Origin of the sequence: Sorangium aterium (genome assembly GCF_028368935.1) — a bacterium.
Taxonomy (GTDB): domain Bacteria; phylum Myxococcota_A; class Polyangia; order Polyangiales; family Polyangiaceae; genus Sorangium; species Sorangium atrum.
Map to the genome: position 1 here is coordinate 2,172,491 of NZ_JAQNDK010000001.1, position 21,376 is coordinate 2,193,866.

Below are 21,376 nucleotides of genomic sequence, written 5' to 3' on the forward strand. Positions count from 1 at the left end.
ACCGGGGTTGCAGCTCGTCGGCACCGCGACCCGCCCGGCCGTCCCGCGTCACCGACACGAGAGCCGCAGGGGGTGGGCGATATCCAACAACACGTCATTTCATGGAAAAGTTCAGCAAAACCCGAGCCACGCCGGCGCGCCTGGAGCGCCGCGGCGAACGCGCGACCGCGTGGGGCGAATCGCCCCATGCGGCAAGATGCCCCGACCATTGTGGCCTCGCCGGGGCCTCCGCCTCGTCAATCGTGAGGCTGCCAAGGATGTGCTCGGATGTGCTCTGAGTCGTGGGGCCGCAATCGGACAGGATCGGATGTGCTCGCGCGTGGGCTCAGTGGAGGCCCTTCATCGTCGGATCACCCAGCTTGAACGCCGCCAGCGCTTGCCGGATGAAGGCGGGCACCGAGAGGTAGCTCTCGAGCGCGCCGCAAGCGCGGTTCGAGGAGCACGTGCACTTGTAGAAATCGCTGAAGTCGTCGTCGTCCGCGTCGGCGTCCGCCTTGCAGCCGTCCACGCCTTCCCGCAGGACCTCGCCGTCGTCCGCGATGGCGGCGATCGTCGGATCCCACCGCACGATCGGCTGACCGGTCTCCGGGTTCGGCTTCACCTTGTACCAGTCCGCCTTGCCGTCGCCGTCGAGGTCGGGTCCAGGCTCCGTGACATACGCCTTTGCCAGGAGCTCATTCCCGTACTCCAGGACGCGCGCGCCGATGCCCTTCTGCACGACCTTGCCAAAGACGGTCTCGGTCCCGTAGGCCTTCGCCACGAACACCTTCCCGGACGGGTGGTGGAGCTCGATCCGGTCCGGGAAGGCGGGATCTGTGTCTGCCCCGGCCTCCCAGACGTGCATCATGTCCAGCCACTTCTGCTTCTGGTTCTCCGGCAGATAGAGGAGGGTCCACGCGATGAGGAACTTCTGCTGTTCCCAGCCGATCTGCGGGTCGAGGATGGCGACCTTGGCCGGGGCCCGCGGGTTCCACGGCGCGCTGTCGGGCGCGCCGTAGGAGCTGCAGACGATGCTCCCGGCCCCGGGGAAGCAGCTCTCCGGCCCGCTCTCGGCCCACCACGAGGTCCAGCCGAGCGCGCCGGCGGGGTACCCGCTCGAGTCCCGGACCGGCCGCCCGCGCTGGTCGGCCTCGACGCGCACGCCCTTCAAGGCGTCGTCGCCCGTCAGGTTGTTGGCGAGCCAGCGGCGGTACCCTTCCGGGAAGACGTCGGCGAGCGAGACCGCGCGGTAGCGCGCGTCGAGGAAGTCGTGCCGCGAGTCGCTGATGAAGTTGTCGACCGACTCGGTCATCAGCATCGACACCCACGCCTTGTCGTAATAGGCCCCGGCGTTCATCGTGTACGACGAGTCGTACTCGCCCTTGTCCTCCGCGAGCGCGTTCTCGAGCGGCTTGCCCCCGATGGCGATGTCGCCGAAATAGCCCGTCGCGCCGTTCGGCACGACCACCAGCGGCTCCCCGGGATCGCCGAAGACATCGCTCGATGACCGGAGGACGGTATCCCCGTCCGGCAGGAAGTGCTCACCCGGCTGCGGGCGCGCCATCTGGAGCGAGAAGTGATCGAACGCGATCCCGGCCGCGAGGGTGTTCTCCTTGAAGAGGCTGTTCGCGGCCTGGACCCAGAACGTGTCGAAATCGTAGCCGCGGCCCAGCGCGAACTCGCGGTAGATGTTCATGATGAGCCCGAGGCCCTTCGCGCCGTCGCGCATCTTCGCGTTGTACCGGTTCAGGGTCCGCTCCGACGCCGCGCGCACGCTGAACGCCTGCCGGCCGCGGCGGTAGTTGTCGAAGATGTGGTTCACCTCCTGCTGCGTGACGAAGAAATTGAAGAGCTCGTAGGCGTCCGCGCCGTTGTCGTGCCGGTACACGCTCAGGTTGCCGAGGTCGGCCCACCGGTCGCTCGCGAAGCCGTAAGGCAGGCGGGTCCGCCCCGCCGGGTCCACCGAGGGCCCCTTCACGTCCTTCGGCGTCGCCAGCGCGCGCCAGGTGACATAATCGACCTTCTGCTGCCGGCACCGCGTGTATTTGCCGCCGATCGACACGATCTGGCCGTCGAGCAAGGGGTGCCAGGCGCCGTTCCGCTCCTCGTCCCAGTCCGAGGGCACGTACGCGCTCGGGTCGACCTCGACGCAGCTGCGCGGCTTGATCAGCTCGTACTTGCTCTGCAGCTCGGAGTAATGGATGTCCTCGTCGTCGTACTCGGGCTGGATGCCCAGGATGCCGCCGAAATCGTCGATCTTCGCGAGCATGCCCTTGCCGCGCGGGGTGGTCGCCTTGTAGCTCGGGTCGGCGTGCACGGCGACGGCATCGCCGTAGAACATGCGGGCCGCGGCGAAATCGTACGCGCCGAGCCCGATGAGGTCCTGCGTGGGCTCGCCGGCGTAGTCCATCGTCGACGACTGCATGAACATCCAGATCAGGTTCTTCTGCTCGTTCTCGGTGACGGGGTCGTAGTACCTCGGCCCGACGCAGGCCTCGCCGTCCTCCGAGAGCGTCTCGCACCGCGTCTTCACCCGTCCATCGTTCGTGCGAAGCTGCCAGTACTGCGGCCGGTAGCCCCAGGCGTCGGAAGAGCTCACGAAGTTGTGCCGCAGCCCGACGGAGTGGCCCATCTCGTGGAGGATCACCGAGGTGTGCGCCCGCTGCGCGAGGTAGCGCCGCATGGCCTCGGCGCGCCGCGCCTTCTGCGCGTCGTCCCCCTCGCCGAAGCGCCCGAGCTTGCTCGCGAATTTCTCCTCGAGGAGGTCCGCCAGGTTGGCGGTCGCGAGCGGCGCCGGCGCCTCGTGCATCACGCACGCGCCGCGCTCGGCGAGCGCGAGCTCCTTCAGGTTCCCGAGCTCGCGCCGCACGCTCGGGTTCGCCCCTCGGAGCGGCGAGGCGAAGCGCATCACCTCGTCCGTGAGCGGCAGCCCCTCGACGCCGGTGAGCTCCTGGATCGCCTTCGTCGTGAGCTCGGCCTCGAGCTCGGTACCCACGGCGGCCCTGCGGCGCGCCTCGTAGACCCCGCGCATGCTGTCGGGCGCCGTGGCGTCGGCCGCGATGCCGCGCACCTCCTTCGAGAGCCGCCGGAGGCTCTCGCGCAGCGCCGGGTTCTGCGGCATCTGGCCGGCGCCCTCGGAGACGGCCGCCTCGTCCACCCCGGCGGACCGGGCGATCCGCCGCGCCAGCTCCTCCCGCGTGAGCCGCGGCAGCGCGCCGCTGCGCGACGCGCCCTCGCTCGCCTGCGCCCAGTCCCGGACGTAGCCGCCGTCGGTCACGTCCTCGGTCTTGAGCTCTCCCTTGATGTAGCGGGCCGTGTCCACGACGCCCTGGCTCCAGATGTCGCTGACGTGCGTCCAGACATTGATGCTCGCCGCGACCTTCTCGCCGGTGAGCGGGTCTTCCGAGTCGCTGTAGATGCCCCAGGCGGAGGGCGATTGCGGCGCCTCGAAGTTGTTGATCTGGTGGTAGCGCAGGTCGCCGATCCGCGCGTTCAGCGCATTGCCGCACGACTTCATCAGCTCGGGATCCCGCCCTGTCTCCTTGCGGCGCTCGTCGCTGCACATCCTGGCGGTCACGCCCGCCGGCAGCCGCGGACCGCCGCACGCCTCGGGGTCGGCCGCCTCGACGGGGCTGTGACAGAGCACGATCATCTCGGGCATCTTCGCGAGCGCGATGACGCCCCTCGAGGTCCCGCGCCGCGCGCCGATCTCGTCGGCGAGCGCCTCGCAGCGCTGCCCCTCGGGCGCCGCGCCGCGCCGGCACGCGTCGACCTCGCGCGCGAGCGCGACGGCGTCGGCGTCATCGTCCATCTGCCCGTCGTAGACAGGGAACGCCTCGCCGCAGCGCGCCGCGTCCCCTTTCGTCCGGACGCACTCGGCGTACTTGGCGGTGACGACGGCGCTGCGCAGGGCGACGTCCCACTCGTGGGCTGCCATGTCCGTGGCGGCGAAATAGTCGGGGTTGCTGTCCGAGGTCACGTACCACGCCTGCGGCACGGCCTCGCGCCGCTGGTACGGCAGGGTGCACCGTTGCTTGAAGGTATCGCACCGCGAGCCGGGCCCCACCGCCTCCATCCCTCCATCCCGGGCCATCAAGGCCCCGGTGACGGCCTCGCACTCGTCCTCGGTCCCGTTCCGGTCCTGGTCGCGGTGCGGATCTGCGCCGGGGGGGGTGGTCTCGGGCGTGAAGCACGGGATCTCGCCCGTCATGCTCTCCGGATCATCGTAGTAGTGGCTGCGTTCCCAGATGTTGTAACGGGAGATCATGCGGTGCCACTTGGCGTCGCTCATGCCGTAGTTGCGGGCGTAGCCGAAGCGCTCTCGCACGAAGGCGCCGAAGGCCCGGAACCGGTAGCCGTCCCACTCGGCCGGCTCGTAGTCCCGATCGACGACGCGCCGGAACGACTGCCGGAGGGTGATCTCGACCGGGTTGCACGAGCCGACCGGCGCGGTGCCGCCCGCGAAGTCCGTGTCGAGCATGCAGGCCGGGAAGCTGTCGATGCCCCACCCGAGGTGGCTGAGATCGACGAGCTGCGGCACCGCGAAGGCCTTGTTGGTGACGTCGAAATACCCCTCCTCGGGGTCGAAATGGGGCGCGTCGGGGTGGCTCGGGTCGCTGACGTAGTAGGAGAGCGGCTCGTACTGCACGCCGCCGTAGACGCCGATGAGCGACAGCGTGTCGAAGTCGTAGGAGTCGACGTTCAGGTTCTTCGACCAATCGACCCGCATGTACTCGCGCTCATACCATGGACGGTCGGTCGTATTTTCGACGACGACGTTGCTCTCTTCCCCCGTCGCCCGGTTGTAGTCGCGCTGGATGTCGAAGTGCGAGAGGATCTTGTAGGCGACGACCACGACGCCATCGTCCGTGGCGGCGCCGGCGCCCTTGCCGTCGCTGTCTTTCACGCGCTCGTAGGTGAGGCGCCCCAGCAGGAGGTCTTCCTGGATGATCCACTTGATGCGCGCGACTTCGGCCTGAGCGTACGAGGAGGAGAAGAGCCCGTCCTGCGAGGCGCCGTAGCCCACGTCGACCACCGTGGTCCGCGCCCAGAACTCCGGATCGTCCTCCTTGCTCTGCAGATCCGCGCCGACGAAGAACGATTTCGCCAGCGCGTTCGCCTGAACCTGGCGGATGGCCGGCCGCTCCTCGGCGCAGCCCGCGATCGAGCACACCGCCGCCGCGAGCAATGCCTGTCTCACAATCCAACTCATCGCAGAGTCCTCCTCTGGCAGCTCGGTCCCGAGCGCGCATGCCCCCATGAGAACCTCGGCGTCAGTCGCCGCGACGACCGCCCCGGTCGCGCGAGGGGCGTGCCTGCTCGCCCTCGCCGGCACAGCGGCATACCACGTACCACGCGCGCAACACCCTCGCCATTCCTGGCCAATCCACGGGCATTCAATGCCTTTTCCGCCTCGCGTCCCTCTCACCGCGCGGCCGCGCTGCGCCGCCAGGCGTTAGGCGATTGACAGCCGCTGCCCCCTTTGTCGCGCGCCTCTCCGTGCGTGGACGGAATAGCCTGTTCTAATCGGCGAGCGGCTCGGCTGCTCCAGTCGTTCGCGGGAGGCCCCCGGGGCATCGGCGTTAACCAAGATCGTTCGGTCACGTTCAGGGCACGAAACCCGCCCCCATCCGTCATTAACGTGAACGTTTACGCAAACGTTCACGTGGTCGTGGACGTTTACGTGGTCGTGGTCGTGAACGTTTACGTGGTCGTGGTCGTGGACGTTTACGTGGTCGTGGTCGTGGACGTTCACGGCCTGCCGTTGACGACCACGACCACGACCACGACCACGACCACGTAAACGTCCACGACCACGACCACGACTACGACCACGTAAACGTTCGGATGTAGGAGAACGCGGTGCGAAGCTTGGTCCTCGCCTGAGGCCGCCGGCGGCTCGGCACGACCTTCGCCTCCCCTCGCCTCGCCCCCAAGGCTGCGGTATTCGACCACCTCACCCGATCGGGAGGACCGCAGTGCCTGACGGAGACGTCCTGCTCTCGAACACCGACGGCACCATCCTGGCGCAAGGCCCCGCCGTGCTCGTCTGCGAGTGCCGTGGCGACGGCCTGGACCTCGCCGTCCATCGCGTCGCCACGTTCGCGCTCGTCGCCTCGCTCGTCGTGGCGGGCATCGTGACGGCGCGCGCGGCCCCCTTTCCCATCCTCTTCATCGCGGGGACCTGGACCGCCGGAGCCACCGCCGCGCTGCTCGCCGTCCGCCGGCGCCGCCGGCTCCACGGGCTGTTCCGCCTCGACTTCGAGCGGCACGAGCTCATCCAGGACGGCCGTGGCTTCCGGCGGACCCTGCCGATCCAGGCGATCGTCGGCGTCTCGACCCCGCCCGCCTCGGACACGGACGTCGACGAGCCGGGCCTCGCGCCGCGCTGGCTGCTCCTCCACCTGTCGACCGGGGAGCAGCTGCGCCTGGGCAGGGCGCCCGCCTACGCGCTCGGACCGGCGCTCGCCTTCCTCAGGCGGGCCGGCGTCGAGCCGTGAGGGGCGCGCCCGCCGCCGGCCAGCTCCGCGCCGTCAGGGCCTCGGCAGGCTGGGGTAGGCCGGACCGAAGTCGTTGCGCATGTCGCGGACCGTCGAGAGGAACGGCGTCTTCACGGCCTCGTCCCGGTAGATCGGCCTGACGACGCACGTGTCGTCTCCGCACTCCCCTGCCTCGGGGAAGATCACGTCGGCGACGAGCCAGAACCTGTCGCCTGAGTCCTCCGGAACGAAGGCGACGGGCACCTCGGGGTCGTAGAAGCCGGTGGGCCCGAGGTCGGCCCCGAGCTCGCCGTTGCAGTAGATCTTGACCCGCGGGTGCACGTCGAACGACACGCTGCCGCCGAAGTAGTGCACGGCGATGCGCATCCAGCTGGCCTTGGGCGGGAAATCGACGTTGATGTTCTCGGGCGCGCAGAAGGTCGGGTCGTCCGGATCCGTGGTGCGGTGGGCGCAGGAGATGTTGTCGAGATCGAGCCGCGGGCTGTGGCACCCCCTGCCGTGTTCGCGCCATTCCTCCCCCACCCCGCGAGGCGCGTAGAAGCAGCTGTTGTTGGTCTCCTCCGGATCCAGGTACCAGTTCACCGGCTCGGGGGGCGTCGCCGCGTCGCTGAACCACGTGATGGCCGAGCCGCCCGAGAGGCTGTCGAGCGTGCAGTTCCCGTAGCCGCACGCGGCGCTGGAGCCGCCGACCGTCCAGGGCTGCATGTTGCTCGGCTTGTGGAGATAGAGATCCATATCGACGCTGGCCGGCTCGTGCTCCCACTCGAGCTCGACGCGGAGGCCGCGGGCGCCGACGAACAGCGGGTAAACGCAGGTCGCGGTCTCGCCGCCCGCCAGGCTCTTCGTGTACGTGACCGTGTACTCGCCCGACTGGAGCGGCTTGAAGTCGTCCGCCGGCCCCTGCCCCCCCACCGAGGGGCACGGGTTCACGCCCGGCGGGCACGTCACCGTCCACACCTCGGAGCCCGGCTGCGCGTCCTCGCTGAACGTGCCGGTGCCCTCCTTCAGATCGACGGTGGTGAACGGCGCCGCCTGGAGCGGGTGGCAGCCCGCCACGTCGTTCCGGTGGCAGTCCTGGTCCGCGTGCACGCCGCCGACGCACGGGCCCCACGTGCCCGTCTCGTCGCAGATCTGGGTCCCGGGGAAGCACCCCGGGCTGCGCCGGTACGACGGATCGCCCCGGAAGCAGGAGTGCGCCTGCCCGGCGATGCACCCGCAGCTCTCGTCGATCATCCCGTTGCAGTCGTCGTCCAGCCCGGCGTGATCCACGCCGAGCTCATCCACGCCGCACAGCTCCGTCGGACCGCAGGCGCTCCCGCACGGGTTGACCGTCACCGGCAAGCCCTCGTGCGTCCCATCATCGATATCGCCGAGGAAGCCGCCATAACCTTCCGAGTCGCCGGGCTGGGCGGTCGCCACGCCGGCGCCGCCCGCCCCGCCGGCGCTGCCGGCCTCGTCGGCGCGCGAGCCGCCGCCCGTCGTCGGATCGAACGTGAGCCGCTTTCCCTCGGCGCTGCAGCCGGCCGCGGAACCGGCGCCCGACGCCGCGATCGCGATCGCGACGGGGAGCACGGAGGAGACACGAAGACGAGACATGATACCTCCACTTGGAGACCTAGACGCGGTGTCGCGGCGGCCTGCGCCCGCTCCGCGCGACGGCGAAGCGCGCCGTGCACCAGGCACTACGGCGTGAAGCAAAGCGGATACCGGTGTCCCCAGCGCGCGCGGACGCGCGGCTCGGGACGCCAGATCACGAAGCCCCGACCCTCGTCGAGTAACAAGAACCACTGTCATGCAGACTCAGCAGGGTGAGTCGCAGGAGGAGGACTCCCTAGCACGGACTCCGTCCGGCGATGGACACAATGAGCCGCCTTCAGCCGGCGAGACGCGCCCTCGCCAGAGGCAGAGTCAGGCGAATCACCAGCTCAGCCAAGGAGCCAGACAAATCATCCTCAGACAGATCGCCACGTAGCTTGCCTTGCTGGCCGGTGTGGCGTTGCGCCTCACCGCTCCTCTGCGTGGGGCAAGGCGGCGCCGGCAGAGCTCGCGCGCTCGCGACGGCGCGCTCGTGCGCGCTGACGTCGCGAGGCCTTGCCGGTGAGCTGGATGGGATACGGTTCAGGGCGCGCGGCGCGCGCTCTCTTCAGGGCAGCGTGGGGTAGGCGGGACCGAAGCTCGCCTCGACGTCGTTCCGCGTGGTGAGCAGCGGCGTCATCGCGCTGGCGTCCTCATAGAGTGGCTGCACGATGCAGGCCGCCTGGCCGCACTCGTCCGGCTCGGGGAAGAGCACGTCGGCGACGAGCCAGAACCTCTTGTGTCCGTCCGTGGGCTTGAACGCGACGGGCCGCTCCGGGCTGTAGAACCCCGTGTGCCCCAGATCGGCCCCGAGCGCGCTGTCGCAGAAGATCTTGACCCGAGGGTGGATATCGTGCTTCGCGCTGCCCTGACCATAGTAATACACGCCGATGCGCATCCACTGACCCTTCGGCGGATAGTCGAGGTTGATGTTCTCCGGCGCGCAGAAGTCTACGCCGTTGGGGTCCGTCTCGGTGGGGTCGCATTTCCAGTTGTCGAGGTCGAGCCGCGGGTTGTGGCAGCCAAGACCGTTGGCCTCCCATTGTTTCCCCACGCCCCGAGGGGCGTTGAAGCAGCCATTGTTGCCCGGCACCGGGTCGAGGTACCAGTTCACGGGATCCGGGAGCCTCGCGCTGTTCAAGAACCAGCGGATATCCGAGCCCTTTGACGAGAAGTGGTCGATGGTGCAGTTGTAAAAGCCGCAGTCCACCGACGAGCCCGACATGCTCCAGGGTTGCGTGTTGTTCGGCTTGTGGAGGTGTAGATCGAGATCGATGTCGCCGACGTCGTGCTCCCACTCGAGCTCGACGCGCAGGCCGCCCGCGCTGACGAAGAGCGGGTACTGGCAGCTCTGGGTAGCGCCGCTCGCGACGCGCTTCGTGTACGTGACAGTGTACTCGCCCGACTGCAGAGGCTTGAAATCGTCCGCTGGATCGGTGCCGGCCACTCCGGGGCACGGGTCGACGCCGTCGGGGCAATCCACCGTCCACAGCTCGGAGCCCGCGACCGCATCCGCGCCGAACGCGCCGGTGCCCGCCTTGAGGTTCACATCGGCGAAGGGCGACGCCTGCATCGGGCGGCACGGAGCGCCGCTATCCATATGGCAGTTCTCGTCGGCGTGCACGCCGCCGACGCACGGGCCCCAGGTGCCGGTCTCGTCGCAGATCTGGGTGCCAGGAAAGCACCCCTCGCTGTTCCGGAACGACGGATCGCCGCGGAAGCAGGAGTGCGCCTGACCGGGGATGCAGGCGCACGTCTCGTCGATTGAACCATCGCAGTCGTCGTCCAGGCCGAGGGTCGCGCCGGTACATAGCTCCCTGTCGCCGCACGCGCTCCCACAAGAGTTCACCACCACATCGCCCTGCGGCTCGCGCCCTCCATCGATGTCGAGGAGCCCACCCAGCCCGTCGACTCCGCCGGTCGTGCCGCCCCCTCCCACCCCTGTATCGTGAGCTCCGCTCGAGTCGAGCTGGTTGGACGGACCCGTCGCGCTACAGCTGGCCGCGAGGCCAGCGCTGGACACGGCAGCGCCAACCACGATGAGGAGCGAGAAGGAGAACCGACGTCGACCCATGACACCTCCGCTTGAGGGATGCTCGATGCCGCGACAAAGCGGGCTCACACCCCGCTCGATACGCCGGCATTCCAGGAGCTCACGCGAGTGTAGCAAAATCAGCAAGCGACAATCGCACTGCAAGCGCGACAGAAGAATGTCGCTCGCTCACCGTATGCTGCTGTCAATCCGGGAGCGGTCGATTGCCCACATCCACCGATGCGCCGCGGGCGCTCCGCGAGCCGCGGAGCGCCCGGCCTGCGCGGGCGCCAGAGCGGCCGAGGCGCGGCGTCCTCTGGCGCCCCATAACGCAGCGCCAGGGCGCCGCCTCATTACCGGCGAGCGGAGCGCGGCGCCATTGCGCCGCGGCGTACCATTGCGCCGCAGCGTGCAGGACGGCGCCCACGCACGCACAGGGCGCGAAGCTGGCGCCAGGGGATCGCCTATCCGATGATCGGGAGCTGCCGAGCGCCCTTGGCCCCCGCGGGCCGCGGCTCCGGCTGCGGCTGCGGCTGCGCCACGGACGAAGCGGCCGTCTCCTCGATGTGCACGCCGGAGCGGAAGCGCTGCTCGCCGCCCGCGATCTTGCGGTGCGCCAGCGTGTGCTGCATGAAATTCAGCGGGAAGAAGCCCGCCAGCTGGATCCAGCTCGACTGCCGCGTGAGGGTGAACCTGCGCCATATCGAGGACGGCGAGTAGAATTTCGTCCACGCGGACACCCACCCCTCCCGGAGCCGCTCCCGCGACATCTGCTTGGGAACGAAATAGGGCGAGCCGGCGTCGTGGTCGCGGCGCAGCCACCAGCGCTCGTCCGTGAGGCGCCCCTCCGCCTTGAGGCGGCGGTACAGCTGCGTCGCGGGGTACGGGGTGAGGATGGCATACAGCGCCATCGTCAGCTTCATGTCGATGCCGAACTCCACGGTGCGATCGAACACCTCGGGATCGTCCGTATCGAAGCCGAAGACGAAGCTCCCCCAGACGGAGATGCCGTGATCGTGGAGCATCGCCATCGTGTCCTTGTACTGGGAGGGCCGGTTCTGCCGCTTTCCGGTGAACTTCACCGTCTCCTCGTCGATGCTCTCGAAGCCGATGAAGAGCGCCTTGCACCCGCTCTCGGCCATGAGCTTCACGTTCTCGAGGCGCTTGACCGCGGCGAGCGAGCACTGCCCTATCCAGTGCTTCTTCAGCGGGACCATCCGGGTGAAGAGCTCTTTCGAGTAAGCCCGGTGGATCATCACGTTGTCGTCCGCGAACATGATGAGCTTGCCGAGCGACCGGAGCTCGCTCAGCACCTCGTCGGTCGGGCGGAACCGCATCGTGGTGCCGTTCGCCGTCGACACGCTGCAGAACTCGCACGGATACGGGCAGCCGCGCATCGTCTGCACGACCTGGAACGGGATGTACTTCTTGGAGGTGAACAGGTCGCGCCGCGGCGGGGGCCTGCCCGCGAGGCTCGGCAGCTCCGGGCGGTAGATCGGCTTGAGCTCGCCGCGCTTCACGTCCGCGAGCAGGGCGGGCCAGGCGTCCTCCGCCTCGCCGACCACGACGGCATCCGCGTGCTGCAGGGCCTCGTCGGGGCAGGCCGTCGGGTGGATGCCGCCGAGCACCACCTTCACGCCGCGCCTGCGGTAAGCGGCGGCGATATCGTAGCTGCGGCGGGCGGTCTTGCTGTCGACGCTGATCCCGACGAGGTCGACGTCCTTGACGTCGCGCTGGAGATCGAAGGGCTGTACGACGTCATCGGTGTAGATGATCTCATCCTCGGGGGGCGTGAGCGCCGCGAGGGTGCCGAGCCCCACCCGGGGCAGGTACGCGGAATCTTCGCTTGCCGTGGCGATGAGCTCGATCTGCATGGCCGATCGTGCTTATCACGGAGCCCCAAGGAGACCCACGACGAATGAGCTTGCTCTCTGACGCCGCAGTCTTTCTCGGCGCGGCCGTGGTCGCCGTGCCGCTGTTCAAGCGGATCGGCCTCGGCGCGGTGCTCGGCTACCTCGTCGCGGGCGCGCTGCTCGGCCCGTGGGGGCTGCGGATCATCACCAACGTCGAAGACATCCTCCACTTCTCGGAGCTCGGCGTGGTGCTGCTGCTCTTCCTCATCGGCCTCGAGCTCCAGCCGTCGCGGCTCTGGGTGCTCCGCCGCGCCGTGTTCGGCCTCGGCGGCGCGCAGGTCGCCGTCACGGGCGCGCTCATCGGGCTGACCGGCGCCGCGCTCGGCCTGCGCGCCGACACGGCGGCCATCGCGGGCGTCGGGCTCTCGCTCTCGTCGACGGCGTTCGTCCTGCAGATCCTGGCCGAGAAGGGCCAGATGCAGTCGCAGCACGGCCGCTCCGCGTTCGGCATCCTGCTCTTCCAGGACCTCGCCGTGATCCCGCTGCTCGCGGTGCTCCCCCTGCTCAGCCACGGGGGCGGGGCCCCCGCCGAGGGGAGCGCCGTCGCCTCGTCGCTCAAGGCGGTGGCCGTGCTGCTCGCGGTCGTCGCCGGCGGCCGCTACCTCGTGCGCCCCGTCTTCCGGGCCATCGCCGCCACCCACGCCCACGAGATCTTCACCGCGGCGGCCCTGCTCGTCGTGCTCGGCACGGCGCTCCTCATGGTGCAGGTGGGCCTGTCCATGTCGCTCGGCGCTTTCATGGCGGGCGTGCTGCTCGCCGACTCGGAGTACCGCCACGAGCTCGAGGCGGACATCGAGCCGTTCAAGGGCCTGCTCATGGGGCTCTTCTTCATCGCCGTCGGCATGTCGGCGAACATCGGCCTCGTCGTCGCGCGGCCGCTGCTCGTCCTCGGGCTCGTCCTCGGCGTGATGGCGCTCAAGGCCGCCGTCCTGTTCGTCCTGGGCAGGGCGACCGGCCACGCGCGGGGCTCCGCGCGCGACCTCGCGCTCGCGCTCCCGCAGGGGGGCGAGTTCGCCTTCGTCCTCTTCGGGATGGCCGCGGGACAGGGCATCATGGACAGGCTCCTCACCGACCTCCTGGTCGTCGTGGTCACCCTGTCGATGGCGCTCACGCCGCTCGTCATCGCGCTCGGCGACGCGATCGTGAAGCGATGGCGGCGGGGCGCGCCAGAGCGCGAGTTCGACGCGATCGACGACAACGACCCCAGGGTCATCATCGCCGGATACGGCCGCTTCGGGCAGATCGTCTCTCGCGTCCTCCGCACGAGGAAGATCCCCTTCACCGCGCTCGACGCGAGCGCGACGCAGGTCGACTTCGTCCGCAGGTACGGCAACAAGATCTACTACGGGGACGCCTCCCGGCTCGACCTGCTCCGCGCCGCGCGCGCCGACAAGGCGAAGATCTTCGTGCTGGCGATCGACGACGTCGCGTCGTCGGTGAAGACGGCGGAGGTGGTGAAGCAGCACTTCCCGGACATCCGGATCTACGCGCGCGCCAGGAACCGCCAGCACGCGTATCAGCTCATGGATATCGGCGTGACGGTGCTGGAGCGGGAGACGTTCCTGTCGTCGCTCGAGGTGGCGGCGCGCGTGCTCGAGGGCCTCGGGATGCGGGAGCGGGACGCCCGCGCGACCATCGAGCGGTTCAGGGCCCACGACGAGAAGGTGCTCCTCCGCGGGCACGCTGTGCACAACGACGAGGTCAAGCTCATCGAGGCGGCGAAGCAGGCGGCGCAGGAGCTCGAAGGGCTGTTCGAGTCCGACGAGATCGCGCCGTCCGGCAGGGACGACAAGGCCGCGGCGGTGTGACGCGAGGCGAGCGAGCCGCCGTCGCGCCCGCTCACTCCTGTTCCTGCTTCGCGCCGATGCCGTGGCGGCGGAGGTAAGCCCGCACGTGCGCCCGCTCCATGCCCGCGCGCCGCGCCATCTCGCTCACGTTGCCCTTCGCGTCCTCGGACAGGGCGGCGAAGTAGTCGCGCTCGAACCGCGCGAGGACGTCGCGCTTCGCCTCCTGGAACTGGCGGCCCTTCATCGACGCGAACGAGCTGCCGGCCGCGCTGCCGCCGGCGCCCGGCGGGATCGACGGCGAGGAGGAGCTCGGGTGCACCGGCGTCTCGGTGAGGGCGCCGAGGTGCGCCGCGATGTCGATCTCCTCGCCCTCGGCGGCGAGCGCGAACGCGACGGCGACGGCGTTCCTGAGCTCGCGGACGTTGCCCGGCCAGTCGTGCCGCATCAGCCGCTCGAGCGTCATGTTCGAGACGCGCTCGTAGGCGCTCTCGTCGCCGAGATCCTTCAGCATCCTGCGGACGAGCACGGGGATGTCCTCCACGCGCTGCCGGAGCGCCGGCAGCTCGATCTTGATCTGCGCGACGCGGAAGTAGAGGTCGCTCCGGAAGTTGCCGCCGTTGACGGCCCGCACGAGGTCGCGGCGCGTCGCCGCGAGCACGCGCACGTCGACCTCGCGGTAGCTCGAGCCGCCGACGCTCTTGATGCGGCGCTCGGCGAGCGCGCGGAGGAGCTTCGGCTGCACCTCGAGCGGCAGCTCGCCGAGCTCGTCGAGGAAGATCGTGCCGCCGTCCGCCTCGATGAACGGCGAGAGGCGCTTGTCGACAGCGCCCGTGAACGCGCCGCGCTCGTGGCCGAACAGCGTCGCCTCGGCCAGGGTCGGCGGGATCGAGCCGCAGTCCACGACCACGAACGGCTTCTTCGAGCGGGCGCTCGCCAGGTGCAGCGCCTGCGCGACGAGCTCCTTGCCCGTGCCGGTCTCGCCCGTGATGAGCACCGTGAGGTCGGTCGGCGCCATCTTGGACAGGCGCTCGAAGATGGCCCGCATCCCGGGGCTGCTCGCCACGAGCGGGCCGAACGACGGGATCGCCGAGACCGTGATGCGCTCGGGCCGCAGGGGCTCGAACTGGATCTCGGTCTCGCCGAGCCGCAGCTTCGTGCTCGTGAGCAGGTAGATGTCGCCGACCCGCACGCCGCCGACGAAGGTCCCGTTCCGGCTGTCGAGATCGCGCACGCGCACGCCCTGCTCCGTGGCGACGAACTCGGCGTGCACCGCGCTGACCTTGGCGTCGTCGAGGACCAGCTGGCAGGCCGCGTTGCGGCCGACGATGACGGGATCGGTGCCGATCTCGATCCATCCGCCGCCGCGCGCGGCCGACGATTTCGTGAGGCGGATGCGCCCGCCGCGCACCTCGACCCGGTTCTTCGTGCCTACCGTTGCGTCGAGCAACTCAGTGCCTCTCTGTCTTGCGGCGCGAAGGGGGTCCCTCCGGCCGGGGAATCTCTGCGCCCCCGCCCCTGCTCGGCGGTGGCGGCGGCGCGCCCGCGCCCGCCCTGCTCGGCGGTGGCGGCGGCGCGCCCGCGCCCGCCCTGCTCGGCGGTGGCGGCGGCGCGCCCGCGCCCGCCCTGCTCGGCGGTGGCGGCGGCGCGCCTGCGCCCGCCCTGCTCGGCGGCGCCGGCGGCGCGCCCGCGCCCGCCCTGCTCGGCGGTGGCGGCGGCGCGCCCACGCCCGCCCTGCTCGGCGGTGGCGGCGGCGCGCCCGCGCCCGCCCTGCTCGGCGGCGCCGGCGGCGCGCCCACGCCGGTCCTGCTCGGCGGCGCCGGCGGCGCGCCCACGCCCGTCCTGCTCGGCGACGCCGGCGGCGCAGCGGCCCTGCTCGGCGGCGGCGGCGGCACGGTGCTCCCGGCCCTGGGAGGGGCGAGCGGAGCAGGGGGCGGCGAGCTGTGGCCGGCGTCGGTGAAGCCGCCGTTCTCCGTCATCGTCGGGGGGCCGTCGACGACCGTGGGGTTGTCTTCCAGGAACGCGTCGGGCAGCTCGGAGGGATACCTGCTCCGCTGCGAGCGGCGCGTCGCGCGGGTGATGTTCGCCGGCTGGATGGCGCGCCAGCTCGACAGCGCCTCTCCCGCGGAGCCGAAGCGCCCTTCGCGCCGGCGATCGAGCGCCCGCTCGAGGAAGCGCTCGATGCCCACCGGCCATTTCTCGCCGGTCGCCTCGGCGAGCGACGGCGCCGGGCGGTCGAGCTTCATCGCGACGAGCACCGCGGCGTTCGCCCCCTCGAACGGCAGCCGCCCGGACAGGGCCCGGAAGGCCACCGCGCCGACCGCGTAGATGTCGGCCCGCTCGTCGGCCCGCGCGGCGCCCCGCACCTGCTCCGGCGCCATGTACGCGAACGATCCCAGCGTCGCGTCGAAGGCGGTGAGCGTCGGCTCTTCCTTCTCGCGCCGCGTGAGCTTCGAGATGCCGAAATCGAGGATCTTCGCGCGCTCGCGCCGGTCCGGCAGGCCGAGGTGCTCGAGGTAGATGTTGCCCGGCTTCAGATCGCGGTGGATGACGCCCGCGGCGTGCGCGGCCACGAGCCCCTGGAGCACGTCGTCGATGATCGGCCCGACCTCGCTGAACGGCAGGTACTGCTCGCGCTTCAGCCGGTCCGCCAGCGACTCGCCGTCGAGCTGCTCGAACACGAGCAGGTGCTCGCCCTCGTCCGTCTGGCCGACCTCGAGCAGCTGGCAGACGTACGGGCTCTGGATGGCCGAGGCGATCTTCGCCTCGCGGTCGAAGCGCCGCACGAGATCCGGCTTCATCGCGGCGCGCGCCAGCAGGACCTTGATCGCAACCTGCTGATTGTCCGATTCCCGTGTTGCTGCCCAGACTTCGCCCATGCCGCCCCGCCCGAGCAGGCGGGTGACACGGTAGCCAGCAACGACGTCGCCCGGGTGGATCGCCACGTAACCTGGATCGGGACCGTACCACCGCCACTCTCGGACAGGTGAGAAAAAAGCGAGCGTCCGGGGAAAGGCGGTGATTCCCGGAGCGAGCAGAACCGATCACGGAGCGGCGCGCAATCCAGGCGCGCGGCGCGCGGCGGGCCTGGATTGCGCGCTCGTGACGTGACAGCGCGCCGATGCGATCGGAGCACGAACCCAACGAAGGGGGCGCCATGGTTCGGAGGACCACGGCGAGCCGCGCGGGCTCGATGAACGATCGTCGCGGCGTCGTCGCCGCGGCCCGCGGCCCGCAGCCCGCAGCCCGCAGCCCGCGGAATCCCGGGAAGAATCCGAGGGACGCGGCACTAGCCCGAGGCGACATGATTCTGTAGGCTCGGCGCGCCATGCCGCGCACAGCCGAGGATGTCGAAACCTACCTCCTGCAGCTCGATCGCCGGTTCGAGAACGACGCCGGTACCTACCTCGTCTCGGGGGGCGCGGGAGCGCCGCCGATCGCGATCCGCATCGACCCGCCGATCGTGGCGGTGCGCGTCTCGATCGGCCCTGTCCCCGGAGACGACGCACACCAGACCAAGCTCTTCCGCCGCCTGCTCGAGTACAACGCGACCGATCTGATGCATGCTTCGTATGGGATCGAGGCGGGCACCGTCGTCCTGTCGGCGGCGCTGGAGCTCGAGAACCTCGACATGAACGAGCTCGAGGCGATCCTGAGCGACATCGATCTCGCGCTCGCCCGCCACGTCCCCGTGCTGCACGATCTCGCACTCAGCTGAGCAGACCCGCCGCGCCTTTCGACCCTGCGCACCCGAGAGTTGGAGCTGATCTATGGGAATTTTCGCGCGCCTTGCGACCCTCATCAAGTCGAACCTGAACGACCTCATCAGCCGCTCGGAGGACCCCGAGAAGATGCTGAACCAGGTCGTCATCGACATGGCAAACCAGCTGATCGAGGCGAAGAAGCAGGTCGCCGTCTCGATCGCCGACGAGAAGCGGCTGGCCAAGCAGGCCGAGCAGGAGGCCGCGCACGCCGCGGAGTGGGAGCGCAGGGCGATGCTCGCGATCAAGGCGGGCGACGACGCGCTGGCCAAGGAGGCGCTGAACCGCAAGAAGGAGCACGACCAGCTCGCCACCTCCTACAAGGACCAGTGGCAGAAGCAGAAGCAGGCCGTCGACCAGCTGAAGACGGCGCTGCGCCTCCTGAACAACAAGATCGAGGAGGCGAAGCGCAAGAAGAACGTGCTCATCGCCCGGAAGAAGCGGGCCGAGGCGCAGAAGGCCATCCAGGAGACGATGAGCGGCCTGAACAACGCCTCCGCCTTCGAGACGTTCGACCGGATGGCGAACAAGATCGACCAGATCGAGGCCGAGGCCGAGGCCGCCGGGGAGATCGCCGAGCAGTACACGGGCGACACGCTGGCGCACCGATTCGGGCAGCTCGAGGCGACGGCGGGCGCGGACGACGAGCTGCTCGCGCTCAAGCGGAAGATGGGCGTGCTCCCGCCCGAGCCGCCGCCCGCCGCGGCGCCGCCGCCTCAGGTGCGCGTGGCCGGCGCGGGCGGCGCGCCGGCCGCCGCGCCCCAGGCCGAGCAGGACGAGCTCGCGGCGGCGATCGCGGAGCTCGAGGCCGAAGAACAACGTGAACAAGCCAGGATGAAGCGCTAGAGCACGCCTGCCCATGAGCCAAGCCGCCACGGCGCTCCGCACGGCCGGACCGAACGCCTCTCCCGCCGCTCCCATCCCAGTCCACGCCGAGGAGGTCGGCGCCTTCCTCGAGCGCATCGGGGTCAGCTCGTCCGGCGGGCTCTCCGACGCCGAGGCGCAGAGGCGCCTCGCGGAGCACGGCAAGAACCGGCTGCCCGAGACGAAGAAGAAGAGCGCGCTCGTCCGCATCCTCGAGCAGTTCGCGAACCCGCTCGTGCTCACGCTCCTCGCCGCGGCGGCGATCGCCGTGGTCGTCGGCTTCACGGCCGACCAGGACGAGAGCTTCCTCCACCGGTTCGGCGACGCGATCGCGATCCTGCTCATCGTGATCCTGAACGCCTTCCTCGGCTACTACCAGGAGCGGCGCGCGGAGGCGGCCCTGGAGGCCCTCCAGAAGCTCAGCGCGCCGAACGCGCGCGTCCGCCGCGGCGGCAAGACCGTTGTCATCGCGGCCGAGGACGTCGCGCCCGGCGACATCCTCGAGCTCGAGGCGGGCGACTCGGTCCCGGCCGACGCGCGGCTCGTGCAGACGATCAGCTTCGCGACCGAGGAGGCGGCGCTGACGGGCGAGAGCGCGGCCGCGGTCAAGGACGCGCTCGCCCCGGTCGCGCGCGACGCGCCGCTCGGCGACCGGGTCACGATGGTCTTCACCGGCACGAGCGTCGTGCGCGGCAAGGGGCGCGCGGTGGTGACCGCGACCGGCGTGGGCACCGAGCTCGGCCGGATCGGCGAGATGATCCGCTCGGTCGGCGAGCAGAAGACGCCCCTCGAAGAGCGCCTCGATCGCTTCGGCTCGGTGATCCTGCGGGTGTGCCTGGCGCTCTCCGCGGTGCTGCTCGGCTGGGGGTTCATCCGGGGCGGCCGGCCGTGGCACGAGCTCCTGCTCGAGGGCGTGAGCCTCGCCGTGGCCGCCATCCCCGAGGGGCTGCCCGCGATCACGACGATCACGCTCGCGCTGGGGATGCAGCGCATGGCGCGGCGCGGGGCGATCGTGCGCAAGCTGCCCGCTGTCGAGACGCTCGGCGCCGCGACGATCATCGCGTCGGACAAGACGGGCACGCTCACCCAGAACGAGATGACCGTCCGCCACGTGTACGCGGGCGGCCGCCGCTACACGGTGACCGGCGAGGGGTACAACCCGGCGGGCGCGCTGCGGGACGAGCACGGCGCGGAGGTCGTGGACCACGCGGCGCCCCTCACGTACCTGTTCGCGACGGTCGCGCTCTGCAACAACGCGTCGCTGGACGAGGACCGGGCGACGGGCCGCTGGAACATCGTCGGCGATCCGACCGAGGGGGCGCTGCTGACGCTGGCCGCGAAGGGCAACTACTCGCGCGAGTCGGTCGCGCCGTCGCACGCGTTCGTGCACGAGCTGCCGTTCGACAGCGACCGCAAGCGGATGACGGTGATCACGCGGGACGAGCGCGGCCGCGAGATCGCGCACGTGAAGGGGAGCGTCGACGTGCTCCTCCCCCTCTGCGTGAAGTTCGCCGACGACAAGGGCGTGCGGGCGCTGACCGAGGACGACCGCGTCGCGATCGTCGCCGAGGCCGATCGCATGAGCGCGGCCGCGCTGCGCGTGCTCGCGATCTGCCGCCGGGTGCGGCTCAGCCGCGACGAGGACGACGTCGAGCGCGAGCTCACGTTCCTCGGCCTGGTCGGGATGATGGACCCGCCGCGGCAGGGGGTGAAGGAGGCGGTGGCCGAGTGCCGCCGCGCCGGCATCCGCGCCGTCATGATCACCGGCGACCACCGGCTCACCGCGACGGCGATCGCCAAGGAGATCGGGCTCTGGGACGAGGGCGACGAGGCGCTCAGCGGCGCGGAGCTCGCGGCGATGGGCGACGAGGAGCTGGCGCGGCGGATCATGCACCTGCGCGTCTTCGCCCGGACGACGGCGGAGCAGAAGCTCCGGCTCGTGCGGGCGTTCAAGGCGCACGGCCACATCGTCGCGATGACGGGCGACGGCGTGAACGACGCGCCCGCGCTCCGGGAGGCGCACATCGGCGTGGCGATGGGGCGCGGGGGCACCGACGTGGCGCGGCAGGCGGCGGACCTCGTGCTGGCGGACGACAACTTCGCGACCATCGTCGAGGCGGTGCGCGAGGGGCGCGCCATCTACCGCAACATCCAGAAGTTCATCTTCTTCCTGCTCTCGTCGAACATGGGCCTCCTCGTGGCCGTGTTCGTCGTCTCGTTCTTCGGCAAGTGGCCGCCGCTGACGCCGCTCATGATCCTCTGGATCAACCTCGTCACGAACGGCCTGCCGGCGCTCGCGCTCGGCATCGATCCGCCGGATCCGCAGCTCATGTCCGAGGCGCCGCGGCCGCGCGACGAGGGCCTGCTCGTCAAGCGCGACTACCTCGGGATCCTGTACGTCGGCGCGATCATGGGGCTCGCCGCCGTCGCGCTCTACGCGACGTCGGACCAGACCGAGGAGGCGCTGCTCCGCACGCGCGCCGTCGCCTTCTCGCTGCTGGCGCTGTCGCCGCTCTTCCACGCCTGGAGCTGCCGGAGCCCGGTCATCTCGCTCTTCGCGTCGAAGCCGCTCATCAGCCTCCCGCTCCTCCTGGCGGTCGCGGCGAGCGCGGCGATCCACCTGATCGCGCTGCTCGTGCCCGCATTGCGCCCGGTCTTCCGCACGTACGCGATGTCGTCGAGCGAGTGGATGCTCCTGCTCGTCCTCTCGGCGCTCATCGTGCCGGCCGTCGAGATCGCAAAGCTCGTGTACCGCCGGATCCGCCCCGAAGGCGCCGGCCCCGCCCGCCTCACGCCCTCTCCCGGGCCCCACGGATGACAGCGGGTGAGGGCCTCGGCACCGCCGGGTCCCCTCGCCTGCCACGTCGAGATCGCCGCCTCGCGGCGTCCAGGGTGCCGCGTCGGGTGGGCGACGTGGGCGACGCGGAGCGATCCGGAAAGAAAGTGCTCGTGGTAAGAACAAGCGGGC

12 protein-coding genes are annotated in these 21,376 nt (G+C 70.4%); 6 read left to right on the top strand and 6 right to left on the bottom strand.

The window, feature by feature from the left end:
* Positions 1-325 precede the first annotated feature (325 nt).
* Entirely contained in the window at positions 326-5,191 is a 4,866-nt protein-coding gene (locus tag POL72_RS07730; RefSeq protein ID WP_272094385.1) for a zinc metalloprotease, read from the bottom strand.
* A 429-nt stretch (positions 5,192-5,620) separates the two neighbouring features.
* Here POL72_RS07730 and POL72_RS07735 point away from each other — a divergent pair, with 429 nt between their 5' ends.
* Both POL72_RS07735 and POL72_RS07740 read left to right on the top strand, forming a co-directional pair.
* On the top strand, positions 5,621-5,782 hold the full coding sequence (locus tag POL72_RS07735) for a hypothetical protein (protein ID WP_272094386.1): 162 nt from the start codon (positions 5,621-5,623) through the stop codon (positions 5,780-5,782).
* A gap of 175 nt (positions 5,783-5,957) precedes the next feature.
* On the top strand, positions 5,958-6,479 hold the full coding sequence (locus POL72_RS07740) for a hypothetical protein (protein ID WP_272094387.1): 522 nt from the start codon (positions 5,958-5,960) through the stop codon (positions 6,477-6,479).
* Positions 6,480-6,512: 33 nt separating this feature from the next.
* On the opposite strand, the gene POL72_RS07745 is transcribed toward POL72_RS07740, so the two are convergent.
* The 3 genes from POL72_RS07745 to POL72_RS07755 form a co-directional block, all read right to left on the bottom strand.
* A complete protein-coding gene (locus POL72_RS07745) occupies positions 6,513-8,075 on the bottom strand; it encodes a hypothetical protein (protein WP_272094388.1) in 1,563 nt (520 codons plus the stop codon).
* 547 nt (positions 8,076-8,622) lie between these two features.
* Positions 8,623-10,128, bottom strand: coding sequence for a hypothetical protein (locus POL72_RS07750; RefSeq protein WP_272094389.1), 1,506 nt, complete (start codon positions 10,126-10,128; stop codon positions 8,623-8,625).
* A 422-nt stretch (positions 10,129-10,550) separates the two neighbouring features.
* The gene (locus tag POL72_RS07755; RefSeq protein ID WP_272094390.1) at positions 10,551-11,960 is read right to left on the bottom strand and encodes a B12-binding domain-containing radical SAM protein; all 1,410 of its coding nucleotides are present in this window, start codon (positions 11,958-11,960) and stop codon (positions 10,551-10,553) included.
* A 44-nt stretch (positions 11,961-12,004) separates the two neighbouring features.
* On the opposite strand from POL72_RS07755, the gene POL72_RS07760 reads away from it, so the two are divergent.
* Positions 12,005-13,807 (top strand): monovalent cation:proton antiporter-2 (CPA2) family protein, encoded by a 1,803-nt coding sequence (locus POL72_RS07760; RefSeq protein ID WP_272094391.1) that lies wholly within the window; start codon positions 12,005-12,007, stop codon positions 13,805-13,807.
* A 31-nt stretch (positions 13,808-13,838) separates the two neighbouring features.
* On the opposite strand, the gene POL72_RS07765 is transcribed toward POL72_RS07760, so the two are convergent.
* Positions 13,839-15,233: an FHA and sigma-54 interaction domain-containing protein gene (locus POL72_RS07765; RefSeq protein WP_272094392.1), complete on the bottom strand. Its 1,395-nt coding sequence runs from the start codon at positions 15,231-15,233 to the stop codon at positions 13,839-13,841.
* Position 15,234: 1 nt separating this feature from the next.
* Positions 15,235-16,728: a serine/threonine-protein kinase gene (locus POL72_RS07770; RefSeq protein ID WP_272094393.1), complete on the bottom strand. Its 1,494-nt coding sequence runs from the start codon at positions 16,726-16,728 to the stop codon at positions 15,235-15,237.
* A gap of 383 nt (positions 16,729-17,111) precedes the next feature.
* On the opposite strand from POL72_RS07770, the gene POL72_RS07775 reads away from it, so the two are divergent.
* Genes POL72_RS07775 through POL72_RS07785 form a run of 3 tightly spaced genes read left to right on the top strand, consistent with a single transcriptional unit; the run spans position 17,112 to position 21,226 of the window.
* Positions 17,112-17,501 (top strand): CesT family type III secretion system chaperone, encoded by a 390-nt coding sequence (locus POL72_RS07775; RefSeq protein ID WP_272094394.1) that lies wholly within the window; start codon positions 17,112-17,114, stop codon positions 17,499-17,501.
* Positions 17,502-17,553: 52 nt separating this feature from the next.
* Entirely contained in the window at positions 17,554-18,390 is an 837-nt protein-coding gene (locus tag POL72_RS07780; RefSeq protein WP_272094395.1) for a PspA/IM30 family protein, read from the top strand.
* 13 nt (positions 18,391-18,403) lie between these two features.
* Positions 18,404-21,226 (top strand): cation-translocating P-type ATPase, encoded by a 2,823-nt coding sequence (locus POL72_RS07785; RefSeq protein ID WP_272094396.1) that lies wholly within the window; start codon positions 18,404-18,406, stop codon positions 21,224-21,226.
* Positions 21,227-21,376: the final 150 nt, after the last annotated feature.